Origin of the sequence: Chryseobacterium sp. CCNWLW53, from assembly GCF_037083525.1 — a bacterium.
Lineage (GTDB): Bacteria > Bacteroidota > Bacteroidia > Flavobacteriales > Weeksellaceae > Chryseobacterium > Chryseobacterium lathyri.
This window is the reverse complement of sequence record NZ_JBAOJR010000003.1, coordinates 356,194-376,023: the sequence shown is the minus strand read 5'-3', so window position 1 is coordinate 376,023 and position 19,830 is coordinate 356,194. Positions and strand designations below refer to the sequence as shown.

Sequence of the window (19,830 nt, the reverse complement as noted above, 5' to 3'; positions counted from 1 at the left end):
CTACGTTGAAAAATTTATTAAAACTAAACACAAAATGAAATATTCAAAATTGAATCTTGCAAAAGAAGCGATCAGCCATAAAGGCTTCGTTAAAAAAATTCCTGACATCTTCAGAATGGTCAAGTTATGGAGAAAAGGAGAATACCCGATGAGATCTATCGATATCATCCTTCCTCTTCTGGGACTTTTATACGTAATTTCTCCTATTGACATACTTCCTGAATTTGCCGTTCCTGTTTTAGGGGTTATGGATGACCTGGCAGTATTGTCACTGACAATCCCAAAGCTTATCAAAGAAGTGGATAAATTTTTACTGTGGGAAGCAGAACAAAGGCTGAACGGCACTAAAATTATCGATGCAGAAATTGTAAAATAATAATTACAGAAATATTTTTAAACCATCCTGAAACATTTCAGGATGGTTTTTTATTGACAAATGGTTGATAAATTTTTAAGCCTTGTTTCAAATCATTAAATTTGCAATATCTAATAAAAAATAATGGAAAGTAAAAAAGAATTTTTCTTAGAGTGCTACAAACTGGGCATCATCAAATTCGGAAGGTTTACCTTAAAAAGCGGTATCGAAAGTCCGTTCTATGTGGACCTGAGACCTTTGGCTTCAGATCCTAAAATCCTAAAGAATCTGGCTAATTATTTGTTGGAAATGCTTCCACTGGATAATTTTGATTTAATCTGCGGAGTGCCTTATGCAGCCCTTCCGATGGCTACTGCGATGTCTTTGGAAAGCTACATTCCATTAATTATTAAAAGAAAAGAGGCCAAAAGCTACGGAACGAAAAAACTGATCGAAGGAATCTACCAGAAAGGGCAGAACTGTCTTTTGGTGGAAGATGTGATCACTTCCGGAAAATCTCTTGTAGAGACTATTGCAGAGGTAGAGCAGGAAGATCTTAAAGTAGCTGACATCGTTGTGGTTCTTGACAGAGAGCAGGGCGGAAAACAGTTGTTGGAAAGTAAAGGATACAGAGTTCATACCCTTTTCAATATTTCAGAAGTTTGCTCTATTCTTCAGGAAAATGGAGAGCTTTCTGATGAAGAAGTAAAAAGAATCCAGGATTTCCTTCAGGGAAACCATATTCAGTTTGAAGAAAAGACGAGAAGTTCTTACGAACAGAAGTTAGAGCATGCACAACATTCGGTTTCTAAAAAACTGTTGGAAACCGCTTTGGCAAAAAAATCAAATCTTATTGCCTCTGCAGATGTTACCACAACCCAGGAGCTGCTTGATCTTGCTGAAAAAGTAGGCCCTCATGTTATTGCATTAAAAACACATATCGATATCATTTCAGATTTTGAATACGAAAAAACAATTGTTCCTTTAAAAGCATTAGCTGAAAAACACCAGTTTTTATTAATGGAGGACAGAAAGTTTGCAGATATCGGTAATACACAGGAACTCCAATTCACCAGCGGCGTATTTAAAATTACAGACTGGGCAGATTTCGTTACTTCACAGGTGATCGGAGGATTTGAATCTCTGGACTGCTTCAAAAATGTAGGCGTTGTCGCAATCGTAGGAATGTCTTCCAAGGGAGCTCTCACTACGGCAAGCTATCGTGAAGAGGCTCTGAAAGTAGCACTGTCACATCCAAATGTGATCGGAGGAGTATCACAAAATCAGATTCCTGAAGAGCTGTTACTTTTTACTCCGGGTGTTAATCTTGCAGATTCAGGGGACGGAAAAGGACAACAGTACAATACTCCTGAACATGTTTTCAAAATGCTTCACTCCGACTTCATCATCGTAGGAAGAGGAATTTATAAGGCTGAAGATCCTGAAACCGCTGCCATTACTTATAAAAATGAGGGCTGGAATGCGTATGTTAATTCTTTGCAAAAAAACGTTTTTCAGGGCTAAAATCCTGCTGGATATATTCAAAATAAGTTTATATTTGGGCTTTATCACAGGATTTTGAAAAAGATTACGACTTGCCTTGTTTTGTTTTGGGGAATTGTACAGGTTTCCGGGCAAAAAGACAGTATATACATTGAAGCTAAATTATCTACCGACAGAAAGACGCTGGAGGTTAACCAGGAAATTGTGTATTACAATCATTCCGACAAAGACCTGCAATCGGTAAAGCTTCTCAATTGGGTTGCCGCTTATAACAAAAAAGGAACATCACTGGTATACAGAAAGCTGGAAGACAGGAATAGTGATCTTCATTTTGCAAAAAATGATCAGCTGGGTACACTTCTGGATTTACAAATTAAAAATTCAGCACAGCCTGTTTCAGTGAATTCCACATCAGATGAGAATCTTTTTCTTCTCCTGAAAGAGGCTTTAAAGCCTGGCGAAAGCATCAAATTACAGCTTCAGTATAAAATGCACCTTCCCGATAAGAAATTTACGGGTTATGGTACTTCAGATAAAATCACTGCATTAAAATATTTCTTTATTGTTCCGGATCATTTTGATCCGGACAATATTTCCAAAAGAAACTATCATGATATTGAGGAATCGGTAAGCTTCAATACTTTCTGGACCGTCAATTTTGACCTTCCTCCTAACAGTTTTATAGAAAGTAATCTGCCACAGATCCAGATGAATGCATTTAAAGGTTACCTTGATTCTGATCCTGAATTTGTAATCTCGCAGAACGGGCTACCTTCTATAAAAGTAAATGTGGATGGAGCCGATACCGAGATCAAGTTCGGTTATAATCTAAAACCGGAAGAAAAACAAAATCTTGAATTTTACCTGCCTCTGCATTTGAAGTTCATCAAAGAAAAAATAGGATTCCTTCCAAAAAACCTCTTTATTTCGGAAAAATTTAAATCTTCGGAAGATTTTTTCGGGAGTAATGATATCTCTTTCTGGAAATTCAGATTTCAGCTGTTCACTGACTCCGAAAAAACAGATCTTGATTATTTTGGAATCATTGCAAAAAAAATACTTGACGAAAGCATTATTGCGGATAAACAGAAAGATCACTGGTTTAAAAATGGTTTGAAATCTTATCTGGAAATTCAGTATCTCCAAAAGTTCTATAAAGAAACCAAGCTATTGGGCACGCTTCCGGAAACCCGTATTTTTGGGGTAAAGCCATTAAAATTATTCCATGCATCCAAAGTAAAATTGATTGACCGTTACGGACTGGCCTATCAATACATCATGTCCCAGAACCTGGACCAGAAGATCAGCGAGAACTTTACGGTTTTGAGCAACTTTAATGACATGGCGGTCAGCAGTTTTGAAACGGGAAGCCTTTTTAATTATACCGCCGAAAAAATGGGGTATGATCAGTTCAATAATATTCTTAAAGATTATATTTCCAAAAATACAGACAAGAAAATTGAACCGGAGGAATTTCTTAAAGAACTTGCTGAAAAAGACAAAACATCAGGATATCTCACGAATTTTTTAAAACAAAAAAACAGGGCTAACTTCAGACTGAAAAATGTCAGAAAGCAGGATGATTCTTTGAATATCAAAATTGGTAAAAATAGAGATTCTCCTATTCCTGTACGGCTTGAAACGCAGACCAGCGAAGGCGAGGTAAAATCTTATTGGGTAGAAACAAAGGAAAACGAAAGAATCACCAATTTTGCTCTTCCTGCTTCGGAAGATATTCACAAAGTAACTCTAAACTCGGATTATATTTTCCCCGAATCTAAATACCGGGATAATTTTTTATATGCAAAAGGTTTTTTTTCAAATGCAAAAAAAATAAAATTTAAACTTATCAAGGATATTCCAAATCCTGAATACAACGAAGTATACATCAGTCCAAGGGTACGTTTTAATAATACATATGATAAATTCCTTTTGGGTGTTAACTTAAAAAACCAATCTTTTTTCGACCAGAAGTTCTTGTACTCATTTACACCTACTTACAGTACCGGAACCGGAAAACTAACCGGATCAGGTGCTATCTCCTACTCTTTCCTTCCGGCTGAAGGTGTTTTCAGAAGTATTACTTTTGGAGTATCAGGTTCTTATTTCCATTATGATTACGGACTGGCTTACAGGAAAGGTTCCATATTTTCCAATTTCAATTTCAGGAAAAATCCAAGAAGTACGGTAAGCAGAAGCTTAGGGTTTTCTTACAATTATTTAGAAAGGGATCTCAGTCCTAAAATGATCGCTAACAAAGATTATGACAAATATAATCTCTGGAGCGCAGGCTATGGGTATAGCGACAGCCAGATGATCCATGAAAAAAGCTTAAGCTTAAGCACTCAGGGTATGGAAGATTTCAATAAAATAACTGCTGAAGGCTTTTACAGATGGGAATTTGCTCCAAAGCAAAAGTTAAGCGTTAGATTATTTGCCGGTTATTTTATAAGAAACGAGACCCGGAATAATACGTTCAACTATGGAATCTCAAGGGTATCCAATTATTCTTTCTCTTACAATCTGTTGGGGGAAAGTGCTAACAGTGGTCTTCTGTCACAGCAGTTTATCCTGGCTGACGGAGGTTTTAAATCCTTCATCCCGGGATCTGTTAATCAGTGGATTACTTCTTTTAATGTAGATTCCAGCGTTTGGAAGATATTTCATGTGTATGCAGACGCAGGGATCTATAAAAATAAAAACCGCCCTGCAGAGTTTATCTGGGACAGTGGTATTAAAGTAAAGCTTATTCCTGATTTCCTTGAAATATATTTCCCGATCCAGTCCTCCTTGGGCTTTGAACCATCTTTCAAGGATTACGCAAAACGCATCAGATATACTTTAGTACTTAATCTCGGTGCGGTTATCAATGCTGCGAGAAGGGGATGGTATTAAAATAAAAAAGCAACCGTAAAACAGCTGCTTCTTTTAACATGTTATATTGAAAACTAACTTTTGCTTTAAATTAAACTTCATTGAATACAAAGTATTTTTAAATGAATTCTTCTTTTTTCTATTTAGTACACATCAAATACAATACCACAAAAATTAAAATATTCAAAAAAATATACGATATCCATCTTTAAATATTAAAGAAAATTCCAGATTGGATATGATTATAAAAAAGCTCCGGCCATTTCTGCGAAATGGCCGGAGCTCATATTAATAAAGAAACTAAAATTAGTCTTTTAAAATTTTCTGTGATACAGGTTCGTTATTTACAGTTCCTGTAACGATGTAGCTTCCTTTTGCCAGTTCATCAACATTCACAGTTTCATTTTCTTTTACAGAAAGAGATTTTACAACTTGTCCGAACATATTAAAGATTTTTACATCTTTACAATTTTTCGCAAAATTAATCTCTGATTTAACAAAGGTATTTTTAACTAAGCTATATTTTGATGCTGAGAAATCAATTGTAGATAAAGATCCGTTTTGGATTAAAGAAAACTCATCAAAACTAGCAGTAGAATTATTATAAGCACGTACTTGCAATTGGAACTGTGCTGCAGATGCCGGAGAAGTAAAAGTTACTGTTTTTTGAGTCCAAACACTTACTTTAGCTAAATAACCATTATTATTTCTCAATGGATCTGTTGATGCATCACTTGTCAAATAGACAGGTGCTGCAGAAGCGTCTAAAAAGCAAGACCAAATTCTGGCTCCATTCCCACTACCAGACGACTTATACCAAAAACTAACGACATATTGGGTATTGGCACTGATAGGAATGTTTTGATAAAAACCATTTGTTGCTGTTGCTACATATTTAGCATAATTTAGTCCTTGGTATGGAGTATCCGTTTCAACAGTAGGTAATGTATAAGAAGTTCCTGTACCAGCTGTCCAGCTGCTAACCCCACTTTCAAAACTCGGGTTTTGAACTAAATTCTGAGAAAATCCGAAAACACATGAAGTGATTCCCAAAATAGTAAAGATTTTTTTCATTATAAAAAGTTTTAAATTTATGAGTTAAAAGTACAAAAAAACCATCACTATATAAAAGTGACAAGACATAATTAACAATTAATTAAAGTCAATTTTTTAACAATCTTTCGGGAAACCTTACTACCATTACTATTTCCTATTGTGAAATAAATCTCTTGTCAAAGACTTATTGTACTTTAAGTTGCATTTTCGGTAATTAATAAAGATTTAGCAAACGTATAAAAAATTAATGATTGCGAAATTTGAGTATCAATAATCTACATGATAAAATCACCAGTAATTTTCAGGGATTTACAATAATTAGATTAAATTTCTGTTAATAATGCTAAACCCCGTTCCGTTAACATTTTTTAGTTATTTTTACGAATTATTTTTAAACACTTGCGCAATCTTTTTCTTCTGATCGGTTTGTTTTTCATGGGCATATTTTCGGCCCATGCGCAAATATTTTCGTGGAAAAATCCAAATATTCCGGAAGACAGTATTAAAAAAGACAGCATCCTTGCAGCCCGTTTTGAACAGGATATTTTCGCAAAAGACACTCTGGATTTTGTAAAAACCAACAACAAAATAATCGTAGATGAGGCAGTACTTGTCAAAAACGACAAAAAAAGATTTTTAGGAGAGCTGAACTCTAAAGGCTCCATCATTCGTGGAATTACATTCGGTAACAACCAGGGACAATCTGTACAGAGTTCCATGGATCTTCAGATTTCCGGAAGGCTTTCTAAGGATGTGACTATTTTAGCAAGTATTTCGGATCATAATCTTCCGATTCAGGCTGATGGCTATACACAAACACTGGAAGAGTTTGACAAGATTTATATGCAGCTGAATATTAAGGATAAATCGATCCTCAGAGCTGGGCATCTTGATCTTGTAGAATCGAAAAATTATTTTGCAAAATTCCAGAGACGAAGCATGGGGCTTGAGTTTCAGACTGAATTCGGAAAGGATAACAAAACCTTTGTAGATGTTTCCATGGGGGTTGCACGAAGTGAATTTCACAGGGTCCGTTTTCAGGGAGTGGAAGGCAACCAGGGCCCCTACCGTTTAACCGGGAAGAATGGTGAGCAGTTTATCACCCTTATTTCCGGTTCCGAGCAGGTGTTTATTGATGGTATTTTAATGAAGCGTGGTGAAAACCAGGATTATGTCATTAATTATAATACCGGAGAGGTAACCTTTACCAGCTTCCGTCCTATTTTTCAGCAGAATTTTATTACAATTTCATATAATTATACGAACAGGAATTACTCCCGATATTTATTTACCGGAAAAGTAGAACATCAGAGAGAGAAGTTTAAAGTAGGAATGAACTGGTTCATGGAAAATGACAACAAAAATGCTCCCCTTTCTTTAAATCTTTCCAAAGAAGACGAACAAATCCTTGCCGATGCGGGTAATGACCCCAATCTGATGTATGCACCATCAGGAGTAGTTACTCCATATGATGTTAATAAAATTCTGTATCGCTTAAATCCAGCCGGAAATTTCTACGAGTTTTCGACAGATCAGAATGAAACACTTTATCAGGTTTCTTTTACTTATTTTGGTATTAATCAGGGGGATTACAAAATTACACAGACAACTAATAACGGCCGTGTTTTTGAGTATGTCGGGAATAATATGGGAGATTATAAAGCGGTAAGAAAACTTCCTTCCCCTCAGAAATCGCAGGTGTATTCAGTAAATTCCGAATATCTTTTAAAAGAGGGTAAAATTGGGGCTGATTTTTCACTGAGCAATTATGATCTGAATTTATTTTCTTCAAAAGATGCCGCTCAAAACATTGGATATGCATGGCGCATTTTCGGAAATAAAAGTTTTACAAAAAATAACTGGAAAGGAACTCCGAGTTTTGAATATCAATATATAGACAAGCAATTTCATATTCTAGACCGTATCAATGATGTAGAATTCTCGAGAGATTTTAACCTGGTACAGGAATTCAGCCAGAGAACTCAAAACAGGTTTATATTCAGCTTTTTAAATAAATGGAACAATAAATCTACTCTGAATTACCGCGTAAACTACCTGGATGAACAGGATACCTACAAAGGGATAAAAAATGATCTTGATCTTAGCTGGATCACAGGAAAGTTCTTTACAAAAGGAAACTTGTCATACCTTAATACGAATGCTACACTTCAGGACACGAAATTCATCCGGGGTGGAGTTTCTACAGAATTTACCGGTAAAAAAGGAAGCTGGGCTATCGGAGGAAGCATGGAACATAATGAGAAGAAGTATAATGATACGCAGCTCATGGATGTTACCAGTTTCAGCTGGAAAGAGATCTTTGTTCAGAAAAAGATCGGTGACAGTACACGCACAAAGCTTCTTGCAAAAGTGTATATGAGAGATAACGACTCTGTACGAAACAACAGGCTGGAGAGTATGAATAATATCCTGGGAATTATGGCAGAAAGCCAGCTGATCAAAACCGAAAGAACTACTTTAAATGCTTTGATACATTATAGAAAATTCTTTTACCAGAATGATGAAGCTGACATGACCCGAAATAATGATTTCGTAGTCGGAAATATTCTATATAACCAGCAATTATTCAGAAACGGGATGCGCCTGCAGGCATTTTATGAACTTGGAAACGGACAGGAAGCACAAAGGGAATTCCAGTATCTTAAAGTAACAGACGGACAGGGTGTCTATAAATGGACCGATTATAACGGAGACGGCATCCAGCAGCTCGATGAATTCGAAATTGCTGAATATTCTGACTTAGCACAATATATCAGGATTTACACCAATTCTGTACGCTATATTCCTTCCAATAAAAATAAAATTCAGCTGGCATTATTCGTTAATCCGTCGATAGTTTTCAATTCTGAAAATGCATTTTTAAAACGATGGAATTTTAATGTTTCGTTGAATTCACAAAACTCTTTCTACAAAAAGGACAAGGTTCTGGTACTGAATCCTTTTGAAAAAAACAGCGACCAGATCTTAAAAAACCAGAATATTCTGGCCTCTGTCCAGTTTAATCCAACTGAAAAATCCGGCTGGAACGGAAACTACCGTTTTATTACCAATGATAACCTCATCAATGCCAATTTCAGTAATGAAGAACGTGAGCAGGTTTCTCATTTCATCAATATTGGATATTGGTTTAACAAGGAATTCAGAGTTGATTGGGAAAATTCGATTCACGATCTTAAAAATTCATCCCAGCTATTCGCCACAAGGGATTACCGTTTGAATAATATTGAAACCAAACCGAAGGCCACCTATAAATTTACAGATGCTATACAGGCTGAACTTTCTTCTGCTTACCGCCAGAAAAAAAGAATAGATGGTGAAGAGCTCCTGAAAGCTTTTGATGTGACAGGAACCATTCAGTGGGAACGCAGAAAAACTTCGATCAGGGGAAATTTCTCTTTCATCAATAATGATTTTATCGGAAACAATTTCAGTATTGTAGGAAACCAGATGCTGGACGGTCTTAAACCCGGCAAAAACCAGGTATGGAGTGTTTTTATTCAGCAGGCGATCAACTCTTTCCTTCAGCTTAATTTAAATTATGAGGGAAGGAATTCCGGAGACAGGACCATTCACATCGGAAGTATGCAGGTGAAGGCGAGTTTCTAATTAAGTAAGGGAGTTTGAGGGTATGAGTGTTTGCAGGTGGGAATTTAGTTACTGGTTGCAGGGCTTTTGTTATCATCTCATTTCCTATCTTTTGTCTGAAATTTAATATCTGTTATTTAAACCTTGCCATTCACTTGTGAAGCAAAAATTCACTATTCACATCAATTTTTTTCAAATAGATATCCATCATTTACAGTCATAGATATTATCATATTTTCAAATGTTTATAATTTCGTAAATTTGCCGCATGGTAAAAATAGGCAATATAGAACTGCCGGAATTTCCGCTTTTGCTGGCTCCGATGGAAGATGTAAGTGATCCTCCGTTCAGACGCCTGTGCAAGATGCACGGGGCAGATCTGATGTATTCAGAATTCATTTCTTCTGAAGGCTTGATTCGTGATGCAATGAAGAGCCGTAAGAAGCTGGATATTTTCGATTATGAAAGACCGGTTGGTATTCAGATCTTTGGTGGAGACGAAGAGGCGATGGCGATGTCTGCAAGGATTGTAGAGACGGTAAACCCGGATCTCGTGGATATTAATTTCGGATGCCCTGTAAAGAAAGTAGTTTGTAAAGGAGCAGGAGCGGGAGTTCTTAAGGATATTGACCTTATGGTACGCCTTACCAAAGCTGTTGTAAGTTCTACTCATCTGCCGGTAACGGTTAAAACCCGTCTGGGATGGGACAGCACCAGTATTAATATAGATGAAGTGGCAGAACGTTTACAGGAAACCGGTATCAAAGCTTTAACGATACATGCCAGAACGCGTGCACAGATGTATAAGGGCGAAGCGGACTGGGAACATATTTCCAGGATAAAACAAAATCCAAATATTGAGATTCCTATTTTCGGAAACGGAGATATTGATTCTCCGGAAAAAGCCCTGGAATACAAACAAAAATATGCATGCGACGGGATTATGATCGGTCGTGCAGCAATTGGGTATCCTTGGATTTTTAATGAGATTAAACATTTTTTCAAAACAGGAGAGCACCTTCCGGAGCCTGTTATTGCAGACCGCTTACTTGCTGTCCGCCAGCACGCAGAATGGAGTGCGGAATGGAAAGGTGAAAAATTGGGTCTTATTGAAATGAGACAGCATTACAGCAATTATTTCCGTGGGGTTCCTCATTTCAAAGAATTCAGAAAAAAATTCCTTGAGGTATTTACTTTGGAAGAAATGGATGCTTTGATTAAAGAAACTCAGCAGTTCTACGAAGAATACCCGGCACAGGTATAAAATAAAAAAACCATCAGATTGATGGTTTTTTTATTTTTAATATCCTCCTGATGAAGATTCGTTTTTTATTAAATTCAAAGCTGAAGAGGTTCCTATTCTTTTCACTCCCATGCTGATCATTTTCTCGGCATCTTCGGGGGTTCTTACTCCTCCGGCAGCTTTTACAGGAAGCTTTCCTGCGTTATCCAGCATGATTTTTATGCCTTCAAACGTTGCTCCGTTCGGTTTTCCGTCTTCTGTTTGGTAAAAACCTGTAGAAGATTTTACAAAAATGTTCGGCAGATCATTTTCGGAGAAATTTTCTACCGACCAATCTGAAATATTTTTAGTAATATCCGCAATCTGTGCATCCGTTAATGCCGCAATTTCAATGATCCATTTTGCGATCTTCTGATTCTGCAGAGCAAGTTTTGTACATTTTACAAACTCGTCTTTTACCAGGGCAAGATCTCCTTTGAGATAAGCATTATAATTAACAACAAAATCAAGTTCATCTGCTCCGTCTTCAATTGCTTTTGACGCTTCAGCAAGTTTCTCGTCCACAGTATAAGTTCCTTCATGAAAACCTATTACGGTGCCCACTGCAACATTTGAATGTCTTTCCTGAATATACTTTTTGATATCGGCTACATAATCCGGACGGATCATTACGGCAAAAATACCATGGTCTATGGCCTCCTGCGCAAGCTTTTTATCTATCTGTAATGTTTCTTCGTTTGAAATTCCTGACTGTTCGGGTGTTTTCAAATAGGTTGAATCCAAATATTGGGCAATCTTCATAATCTTTATACTTTCAGTTGTCTGTAAATACCTTGTTCCAAAGATATGAAAGTTTCTGTTCTTGTCACTCCTTTCAGCTTCTGAAGTTTGTTCAGGATCTGCATAAGATGGTCATTGTCTTTACAAAGAACCTTTAAGAATATGGTGTAATTTCCCGTTGTATAATGGGCTTCCACTACCTCATTCACTTCTTGCAGAGATTTTACAACCTCCGGATAGTGGCTGGGCTGGTCCAGAAACATTCCGATATACGAAATTACTTTATATCCGATTTTTTTAGGATTAAGGAATGAAATGGAGTTTTCAATAACTCCCGCATGCTCGAGTTTTTTAATTCTCTGATGTACTGCTGTTGTGGAAATTCCAACATTTTTTGAAATGTGGGCTAAGGACGTTTTAGCATTATCCATCAGCATGTAAATGATTTCTTTGTCAATCGAGTCTAAATGATAACTTGTGTTACTTGAATTTTTCATTTTCTACTTATTATTTATGTTTTTGTTTCTTCAAACTTTACAAAAACCGGAAAGTGGTCGCTGTATCCGCCCAAATACCGGGTACCGGCATAGGTTCGGAAGGGACGTCCTTCAAAATTTTTCACCTGGCTGCTTATTTTTTCAGAATTAAAAATATGGGCACTCTGAAAATTCAAAGCATCATTTTCAAAAAGGGATTTTGACATGATGATCTGATCATACAACAGTCCAGACTTATAATGAAAAGTAGAATAATTTCTTGTATTAAACAATTCTTGAAAAGGGTTTACCAGGACCTTCTCGTGCTTATTGTCGTAGAGAATTTTTACTAAATTTTCATCATCAGGGTTTTCGTTAAAATCACCACACAATATTACATGTTCTTTTTCGCTATCTACAATTTTCAGAATCCGGTTATGGATCTCATTAAGAATAAAGTCTCTTTTGGGCTTATTAATATCTTTTTCTCGCTTAGAGGGAAGGTGGGCGATAAAAACATTAATAACAGTTTCTTTATATCTAATTTTAGAAAAAAGTACATCTCTGGTTGTGTCGTAATTCTCTGTGTTTTTTCTGTTTATAATTTCAAAGAAGAAGGTAATAGTTTCTGAGTCTATGATCTCTACTTTGGCTTTATGATATAACATGGCTACATCTACCTTTCTCTCATCCATAGAATTGTAATGTACAATTCCATATTCTGAATTAAAAGGCTCCATTTCCACCAGATCTTCTAAAACTTTCCTTCCGGAAACTTCAGAAAGTCCAATTAAAAATGGGAGATCACCATTTTCCTCCTTCATTAATTGAAAAACGTGTGAAATTTTAAAAAGCTTATTCCTATATCTTCTTTCATCCCAACCTTTCAAGCCTGATTTTGTAGGATCTAACCGGTGAAGAGGCTTCGGGTCAGGTAAAAATAAATTTTCAACATTATAAAAAGAGAACATCTCCATCTGCAAAATTTGCTATCTTAAAATTATCAATTTCTTTTTCGTTGTAAATTTATTATTTTTTTTCAAATTTCATTAATTTATTTATAATATTTTCATCTTAACATTATGTAAGCAATATAAAATATTTAACAAAAAATATCAATAAAAATGCTTTTATAAAGTCAAATTATTAAGCATTTAAATTTATCAACACAAAAAATAAAACTAAAATAATATATAGTTATCCGATTAACACGAAAAAATTTTTAGTCTTTATAAGATATGATGGATAATTTTCACTTATTTCCACTTTACATTAATTCTTATTCTATTTTATCATCAAAATTTCAGAAACGTGAAAAAAAATTGTTTTTTTTACAGTTTTGTGTTATTTTTTTTAGAGCAAATCAGGACGTTTTTCCTGTGTGATCCTTACAGCTTCTTCATGACGCCATTCTTCTATCTGAGCAAAGTTTCCGCTTAGTAATACCTTTGGCACCTCCAGTCCTTTATAAACTTCAGGTCTTGTATAAATAGGCGGCGAAAGAAGATCATCCTGAAAACTGTCTGTAAGAGCACTCTGCTCATCATTCAATACTCCGGGAACCAATCTTATAATGGAGTCCGCAAGAACACATGCTGCCAGCTCACCCCCTGTAAGTACATAGTCGCCAATTGAAATTTCTTTGGTAATGTGAAGGTCACGAACTCTCTGATCGATACCTTTATAGTGACCGCAAAGGAAGATCAGATTATTTTTTATGGAAAGGGTATTGGCAATTTTCTGGTTTAAGGTGATACCATCCGGCGTAAGATAAATTACTTCGTCATATTCTCTCTGGGATTTAAGATCAGAAATACATTTATCCAGCGGTTCTATCATCATTACCATTCCTGCTCCGCCTCCATAGGGTTCATCGTCAATCTGTCTGTGCTTATTGATGGCCCAGTCCCTCAGGTGATGGAAATGAACTTCTACTAAACCTTTATCCATTGCCCTTCTTAAAATAGAAGTCTGAAACGGACTTTCCATTAATTCGGGAAGCACGCTTATTATATCAATTCTCATTGTAATGTATCGTTTTTCTTATTAGGTGAAATAATTAATCTTAAAGAAGAATCTTTGTTGAAATAGCTCCACATCCAGTTGAAAAAGACCGCAAGCTTATTTCTTACGCTCAGGATCAGCATGAGGTGAAGGAACATCCAGAAATACCAGGCCAGAAACCCCTGGAACTTCATAAACGGAAGATCTACCACAGCCCTGTGTTTTCCAATGGTTGCCAGAGAGCCCTGATCTTTATATTCATACTCTAACCAGTCATTGGTATTCTTCTTCAGGAAATTTTTACCTAAATTTTTTGCTTGATTAATGGCCACGTTTGCAACCTGAGGATGCCCCTTCGGATATTTTGGTGTTTCCATATAGGCAATATCCCCAACTGCGTAAATATTGTCGTAACCTTTTATTTTATTAAACCGATCTACTATATATCTGTTTTTTACTAATTTTTCTTCCGGAAATCCGCCCACCACATTTCCTGTAACACCTGCTGCCCAGATTACATTATTGGACGGAATATCTTTTCCGCTCTTTGTGTATACCTTATTGCCGTCGTAATCCGTAACAACTTCTCCGCTTAGAAATGTAACGCCAAGATCCTTAAGGTATTTTTCAGATTTTTCCTGTGCTTCACTGCTCATTACGGCAAGCGGTTTTTCCGTGGAGCTTACCAAAATGATCTTAAGCTGATCAAAATTCATGTATGGATAATCTCTGGGAAGAATTTCTTTTTTCATCTCGGCAAAAGCTCCTGCCAGCTCTACACCGGTAGGTCCGCTTCCGACAATAACAATATTCCAGTTGCCGTCATCACTTCTGCTTTTTTCAAGAATAAGCTTTTCAAAGGTCATCAGTACATGATTTCTGATGCTTATTGCTTCCTGGGTATTTTTCATCCCGAAAGCCCTCGATTCCATGTCTTTATTTCCAAAGAAATTGGTTTTGCATCCTGTAGCGATGATCAGTTTATCATAGGTAAACTCTGCCTCATCCGTGATCACTTTATTGTTGGCAGGATCAATCTCTTTAACTTCGGTAAGGCGAAACTGTGTATTCCTGGATTGCTGAAAAATCTTCCGGAAAGGGAAAGAAATATTGGATGGTTCTATCCTCCCGCATGCAACCTGATAAAAAAGCGGCTGAAACATATGATGATTCACCCGGTCCAGAACAATTACTTTTTTGTTTCTGTTATTCAATGTTTTAGCAAGCTGCAGCCCCGCAAAGCCCCCTCCTATGATGATGATCTTTTCGCGTGTTTCCATAATACACAAATTTACTGATTTTATTTAGCATTTAGTAGTGAAAAAAGTTAGTTTTGCAAAACTTTATGACACCTAAAAAGTACACCAAAAAGACGGCCAAAAAAGTACATGAGAATCGTCGGAAGAATTATTTTTTCCGGAGAAAAGTAATATTAGCTGTTTTAATTCTTGCTTTAATAGGAACAGGATTTTACCTGAAACAGTCGGTTAGCTATTATTATGCACTGTACTTCAATAAATTCAGACATAAAAAACTACACAACAGTGAAGTGGAAGCAGCAAGGATACAGAAAATCCTTACCGCTAATCTCGATAAAACATATGGTTTTGATGTTTCTCATTATCAGAACAGGGAAGATATCAAATGGGACAGTCTGAGCATTGGAAATAAAACAATTCCACTGGAATTTGTAGTCATGCGTGCCACAATGGGAAACCGAAATGCCGACAAACATTTTGATGAGTTCTGGGTAAAAGCCCAAAAACATAATCTGATTCGGGGAGCCTACCATTTTTACAGGGCTGATGAAGATCCTGTGATCCAGGCTAATAATTTTTTAGCGAATGTAAAACTGGAAAGCGGTGACCTTCCCCCTATTTTAGATATTGAAAAGATCCCGAAAAGAAAAACAAATAAAAAACTGATAGAAGATTTAAAGGTATGGTGCAAAATCATAGAGGAAACGTATGGGGAAAAACCGATCATCTATACCTATTATCATTACTATAAAGACTTCCTGAAAGGAGAATTTGACGATTATCCGCTCTGGCTGGCGAATTACAATGATGTACCCTCTCCCACTCCCAATGATCATTGGGATTTCTGGCAGTTTACGGAAAATGGTATTGTTCATGGCATTAACACCAAAGTAGATCTTGATATCTATAATGGAAGCACCTGGTCGTTAAAAAGACTTACGCTGGATTGACAGGGAAGGAAGAAACCCAAAAGAATTATTTCTCCCGGGTTTAATCAATTTTTAAATTAATTTATAAGTTTAAGAAATAACCGAAGGAGGCCAATTATCAGCAATATCTTCCAGCCTCCCTCTTCCAACCTAAAATCATTTCCCCAGAAATCTTGAAATATCTGCATTCAGCTCATCAGCATTTTCGAAAGGAATCATGTGGGTTGCATTTTTATAGATCTTAAGTTCAGCATGTGGGATCTGTTTGGATATCATTTCAGTATGATCCTGTTTGATCACATCTTTATCACCTGCAATCACCAGAACCGGACTTTGTATTTTTGCCAGATCTTTTTTACTGATATGAGGCTCATTCAGCATAATTTCTACCAGTCTGCGTTCGTTAAATTTTTCAGATTTATTCTCTACATTCAGCACCAGAAGCTGATTTTTCATATGAGAAATAAGTCTTTCGTCGACACCTTCAGGAAAAGCATTGGCCCCAATGGTAATCAATTTGTTCAGGTTTTCCGGATATTTTAAAGCAAATTCTAATCCTGTGACTCCACCGTCGCTCCATCCGGCAATATTAATTTTATGCAATTCCAGCTTGTCTGCAAGCATTTTTATATCTTCTGCAAATTGGGTATAGGTAAAATCTCTTTCGGAAGTATCAATACTTTTACCCTGCCCTCTGGTATCTACAACAATTACTTTAAACTGTTGGGAAAGAACCGGAATCTGCTGGTAAAAATCCTGGATACTTCCTGAATTCCCATGAAGAAGAAAAAGCGGTTCTCCTTCACCATAAATTTCGTAATAAAGCTTTGTACCTTTTAATTGAAGATAGCTGCCCGAAGATTCGTTTTTCCCATACACAGAGTTTTTAGATTCCATACTATATTGGGAAACATCTGGGATCAGCCCTTCGAGGTCATCTCCAAAAGCAGCCGTTTCATCTTTGATATTCTTTGCGCTTTTATCCACTTTTACATCGATATTAATGGCTGGGGCTGCCAGGGTTATTTTCTGCCAGTCACCATAAAATTTTCTAATAAATCCCGTTCTGAACAATGCAGCACTGATATTAACCTTTCCGTCAAATTCTTTTAAAAACTGAATTCCGATAAAGAATTTTCCCTGCACCCAGATATTATGATCATTCACATCCAGTGTATAAGTTCCGTCTTTAATCATATCTTCCGTAAGTTCTACTGTGATTTGTTCATCCAGAATATTTTGGTCGGGAAAACCATTCTTTTCGGTATAAAGACTGTATCTCATCAGCACGGGCTTGTCTGAAATATAGCTGGCGATATTCAGGTTGATATTTTTGATCTTGGATCTTCTGCTGGCGTTAAATTCCAAAGCTGTTTCACCAAGAAAATCTTCTTTTTTGAACTTAGGGTTCACGGAATACAGAACACTTTTTGTTTTCGTATTGACGCCCCAGTTTTTATCAACCAGCTTTTTAACTTTAATATTGACTTCCTTTATATTTTTAATTTTTTCTTTTAAAAATATCTGCTGACCATCATATTTCCTGAAATTCTGTACAGTTTCAGAATAAGGCTCATAGCCGGGAACCTCTATTTTTAGTTTTTTTGATGGATCAAATCCCGAAAGGTTAATAGCAAAATTTCCTTTCTCATCGGAAACAGTACCGGCGTTCTCTTTTTCTACCCCAATTTTTACGTAAGGAATCGGCTGTTTTTCATTTCCGGAAATTACAGTTCCCGAAATCACCTGTGCATTAAGAAAATAGGCTGCTAAAAGTAAGAATAAAGCATTGAGTTTTTTCATAGTATAAGTTTGATGCAAAATTCTTTATTTTCTCCCTTGAATACTCACAATGACTTATTAAATTTGGTTTGTATTTAGTTAAACTTATTTTAAAAAATCACCAGTCTGTGATAGGAATTCTAAAAAATGCATAAACTTTTCTTTTTACAGAATATTCATGATCTCTTCCCATGAATGCACTCTTTTGTAATTTTCATTTTCTATCAGCTCGTTGTGAGGTTGGGTGAAAATTAGTTTTTCTCCGGCAAAATGATCCAGATTTTTAGGATAATCATCGATCATTACATCACCGTGTACCACCTTTTTGCTTCCACACAAAACAATTTGTTCCCAGCTGATAAACGGAAAATGTTCTGCCAACCAATCAAATTTTTCTCTTAAGCTGTTAGGAAACTCCATCCCAGCAGAAACAATGTAGAGCTCATATTTGTTATTAATGTATTCCAAAGCTGCACGGCTTCCTTCCATGACAGGAAGCGTTCTGAAAAAGCCAACTTCATTAACGTGTTTTTTTCCATTGGGAAACGCTTCAGTTTCAGGCATTCCTGCCAGATCATTGATTTCAATTTCTCTTCCTGAGTCTCTTTTTTCAAACTGCACCAGCTGATGGTACACATCTGCCATTACCCCGTCCATGTCTACGATTACTTTTTTCATTATTTTAATATGTAATTTTATGAAAGCTTAAACTTACAACATATCAAAAAAAATAAAAAATATCATCTATACAAAATGAAAATTTAAGACAAATTTATCTCATCGCAGCCTATTCAACGAAAGGCTTTCTTTGAATCCATTCTTTTTTAGGATTTAATCCTATGAAAATTCTTTTCATAAATAAATTGACCAAAGAATTATTATGCTTTATCAATCCGAAAATTTCAATAGGTTCCGCACCAATGGTTGATTTTATTTCCAAAGCTGTTCTCCCGAAAATTATTCTTTTAGACTTATTGCTAATTGCGAATTCTACCATATCTAAAAGCATGTTGAGATACAGTTGCCTTTCTTTTTGAATTTCTTTATCATAGCCTAAAAAATAGGTGTCAATATCTTGATTATTGAGGATTAAAGTATAGAATCCAATCAGCTTTTGGTTTAAAAAATATCCAAATACTTTAAAATTTTCATTGATATTTTTCTTCATGCATTCAAAATGATGTTCAGCAAGAAAAAAGGTATTGAACGGGGCATTTTCAGCTACATTTTGATAGAGAATATTCATTTCATCCTGATGCTTTTGTATCTCATCCAAATTCATTTCATGCTTTTCTATATTTTCAAATTTCTTTCGGGCAGAGCGGGCTCTGGTCCTGTATTTTTTAGAAAAATCATTCAAATAATCCTCATACACAGTCCAGCTTTCGTTTATCTTCAATATCATATTAGGCTGAACTGAAAATCGGAAATAAGGCTGATGGTTTTTACTCTGGAAATAGTTGACAAAATTGAACTGATAATCTTTATAAATGATCAAAGACGTTTTTCTGATGTCTTTCTGCATCTTCTGAACCGCCCTGTCCAAAAGTGGAACGACCTGTTCAAAAGTAATTTTGGCAGCATCAAAATAAAATCCATTCTGGCCTGTCAGCATATTGTTTCCCAAGATCATTACATCTTTACTGAATTTTCGGGCAAAGAAATTCCTGATATTGCCCCAGACTTCATTTTTCTGAAAGGTCACATGATTCTGGAAATTTAAATACTGGAATAAAGCACCGCCAATCAAATCATCATTATAAAAGAAACCGGCATAATAGCATTCCATATTGGCAGGCCCGGAAGATTCCAAAATATTGAAATATTCTTTGGAAAGCATAATATTCCGGTTTCCGATCACAGAATTCCACTGTGAAGGTAAATCCGAAACGCTATTGTATATTTTTAAATTATATGACATAAAAAAGGCCACAAATGTAGCCTTATCATTTGGATCGTTAGA

15 protein-coding genes are annotated in these 19,830 nt (G+C 36.0%); 6 read left to right on the top strand and 9 right to left on the bottom strand.

Features of this window, described 5'->3' with window-relative positions:
- Positions 1 to 34: 34 nt before the first annotated feature.
- From V6R96_RS10690 to V6R96_RS10680, 3 genes are all read left to right on the top strand, one after another.
- Entirely contained in the window at positions 35 to 376 is a 342-nt protein-coding gene (locus tag V6R96_RS10690) for a YkvA family protein (protein ID WP_111955123.1), read from the top strand.
- Between the two features lie 123 nt (positions 377 to 499).
- Entirely contained in the window at positions 500 to 1,879 is a 1,380-nt protein-coding gene (gene pyrF / locus V6R96_RS10685) for an orotidine-5'-phosphate decarboxylase (protein ID WP_111955125.1), read from the top strand.
- Between the two features lie 54 nt (positions 1,880 to 1,933).
- Entirely contained in the window at positions 1,934 to 4,753 is a 2,820-nt protein-coding gene (locus V6R96_RS10680) for an aminopeptidase (protein ID WP_336378967.1), read from the top strand.
- Positions 4,754 to 5,038: 285 nt separating this feature from the next.
- Here V6R96_RS10680 and V6R96_RS10675 read toward each other — a convergent pair whose 3' ends face one another.
- Positions 5,039 to 5,806, bottom strand: coding sequence for a T9SS type A sorting domain-containing protein (locus tag V6R96_RS10675; RefSeq protein ID WP_111955129.1), 768 nt, complete (start codon positions 5,804 to 5,806; stop codon positions 5,039 to 5,041).
- Between the two features lie 417 nt (positions 5,807 to 6,223).
- Between V6R96_RS10675 and V6R96_RS10670 the strand changes: the two genes are divergently transcribed.
- Together V6R96_RS10670 and dusB are read left to right on the top strand one after the other, a co-directional pair.
- The gene (locus tag V6R96_RS10670; RefSeq protein WP_336379143.1) at positions 6,224 to 9,415 is read left to right on the top strand and encodes a hypothetical protein; all 3,192 of its coding nucleotides are present in this window, start codon (positions 6,224 to 6,226) and stop codon (positions 9,413 to 9,415) included.
- A 247-nt stretch (positions 9,416 to 9,662) separates the two neighbouring features.
- Positions 9,663 to 10,658, top strand: a complete 996-nt coding sequence (dusB, locus tag V6R96_RS10665) for a tRNA dihydrouridine synthase DusB (RefSeq protein WP_111955133.1) — start codon at positions 9,663 to 9,665, stop codon at positions 10,656 to 10,658.
- Positions 10,659 to 10,694: 36 nt separating this feature from the next.
- On the opposite strand, the gene deoC is transcribed toward dusB, so the two are convergent.
- From deoC to V6R96_RS10640, 5 genes are all read right to left on the bottom strand, one after another.
- Positions 10,695 to 11,441 (bottom strand): deoxyribose-phosphate aldolase, encoded by a 747-nt coding sequence (gene deoC / locus V6R96_RS10660; RefSeq protein ID WP_407934759.1) that lies wholly within the window; start codon positions 11,439 to 11,441, stop codon positions 10,695 to 10,697.
- Positions 11,442 to 11,443: 2 nt separating this feature from the next.
- Positions 11,444 to 11,914, bottom strand: a complete 471-nt coding sequence (locus V6R96_RS10655) for an Lrp/AsnC ligand binding domain-containing protein (protein WP_111955137.1) — start codon at positions 11,912 to 11,914, stop codon at positions 11,444 to 11,446.
- A gap of 14 nt (positions 11,915 to 11,928) precedes the next feature.
- Complete coding sequence (locus V6R96_RS10650) at positions 11,929 to 12,870, bottom strand: endonuclease/exonuclease/phosphatase family protein (protein ID WP_223560227.1); 942 nt, start codon at positions 12,868 to 12,870, stop codon at positions 11,929 to 11,931.
- Between the two features lie 376 nt (positions 12,871 to 13,246).
- Positions 13,247 to 13,918 carry a tRNA (guanosine(37)-N1)-methyltransferase TrmD gene (gene trmD, locus V6R96_RS10645; protein ID WP_111955141.1) on the bottom strand — a complete coding sequence of 224 codons (672 nt, stop codon included), beginning with the start codon at positions 13,916 to 13,918 and terminating at the stop codon, positions 13,247 to 13,249.
- On the bottom strand, positions 13,915 to 15,177 hold the full coding sequence (locus V6R96_RS10640; RefSeq protein WP_336378969.1) for an NAD(P)/FAD-dependent oxidoreductase: 1,263 nt from the start codon (positions 15,175 to 15,177) through the stop codon (positions 13,915 to 13,917). The genes trmD and V6R96_RS10640 overlap by 4 nt, the downstream gene beginning before the upstream one ends.
- Before the next feature lie 65 nt (positions 15,178 to 15,242).
- On the opposite strand from V6R96_RS10640, the gene V6R96_RS10635 reads away from it, so the two are divergent.
- Entirely contained in the window at positions 15,243 to 16,106 is an 864-nt protein-coding gene (locus V6R96_RS10635) for a glycoside hydrolase family 25 protein (RefSeq protein ID WP_111955145.1), read from the top strand.
- Positions 16,107 to 16,241: 135 nt separating this feature from the next.
- On the opposite strand, the gene V6R96_RS10630 is transcribed toward V6R96_RS10635, so the two are convergent.
- From V6R96_RS10630 to V6R96_RS10620, 3 genes are all read right to left on the bottom strand, one after another.
- Complete coding sequence (locus V6R96_RS10630; RefSeq protein ID WP_336378970.1) at positions 16,242 to 17,888, bottom strand: alpha/beta fold hydrolase; 1,647 nt, start codon at positions 17,886 to 17,888, stop codon at positions 16,242 to 16,244.
- A gap of 144 nt (positions 17,889 to 18,032) precedes the next feature.
- Positions 18,033 to 18,545 carry a 5' nucleotidase, NT5C type gene (locus V6R96_RS10625; protein ID WP_111955149.1) on the bottom strand — a complete coding sequence of 171 codons (513 nt, stop codon included), beginning with the start codon at positions 18,543 to 18,545 and terminating at the stop codon, positions 18,033 to 18,035.
- 109 nt (positions 18,546 to 18,654) lie between these two features.
- Positions 18,655 to 19,788, bottom strand: a complete 1,134-nt coding sequence (locus V6R96_RS10620) for an 8-amino-7-oxononanoate synthase (RefSeq protein WP_336378971.1) — start codon at positions 19,786 to 19,788, stop codon at positions 18,655 to 18,657.
- Positions 19,789 to 19,830 lie beyond the last annotated feature (42 nt).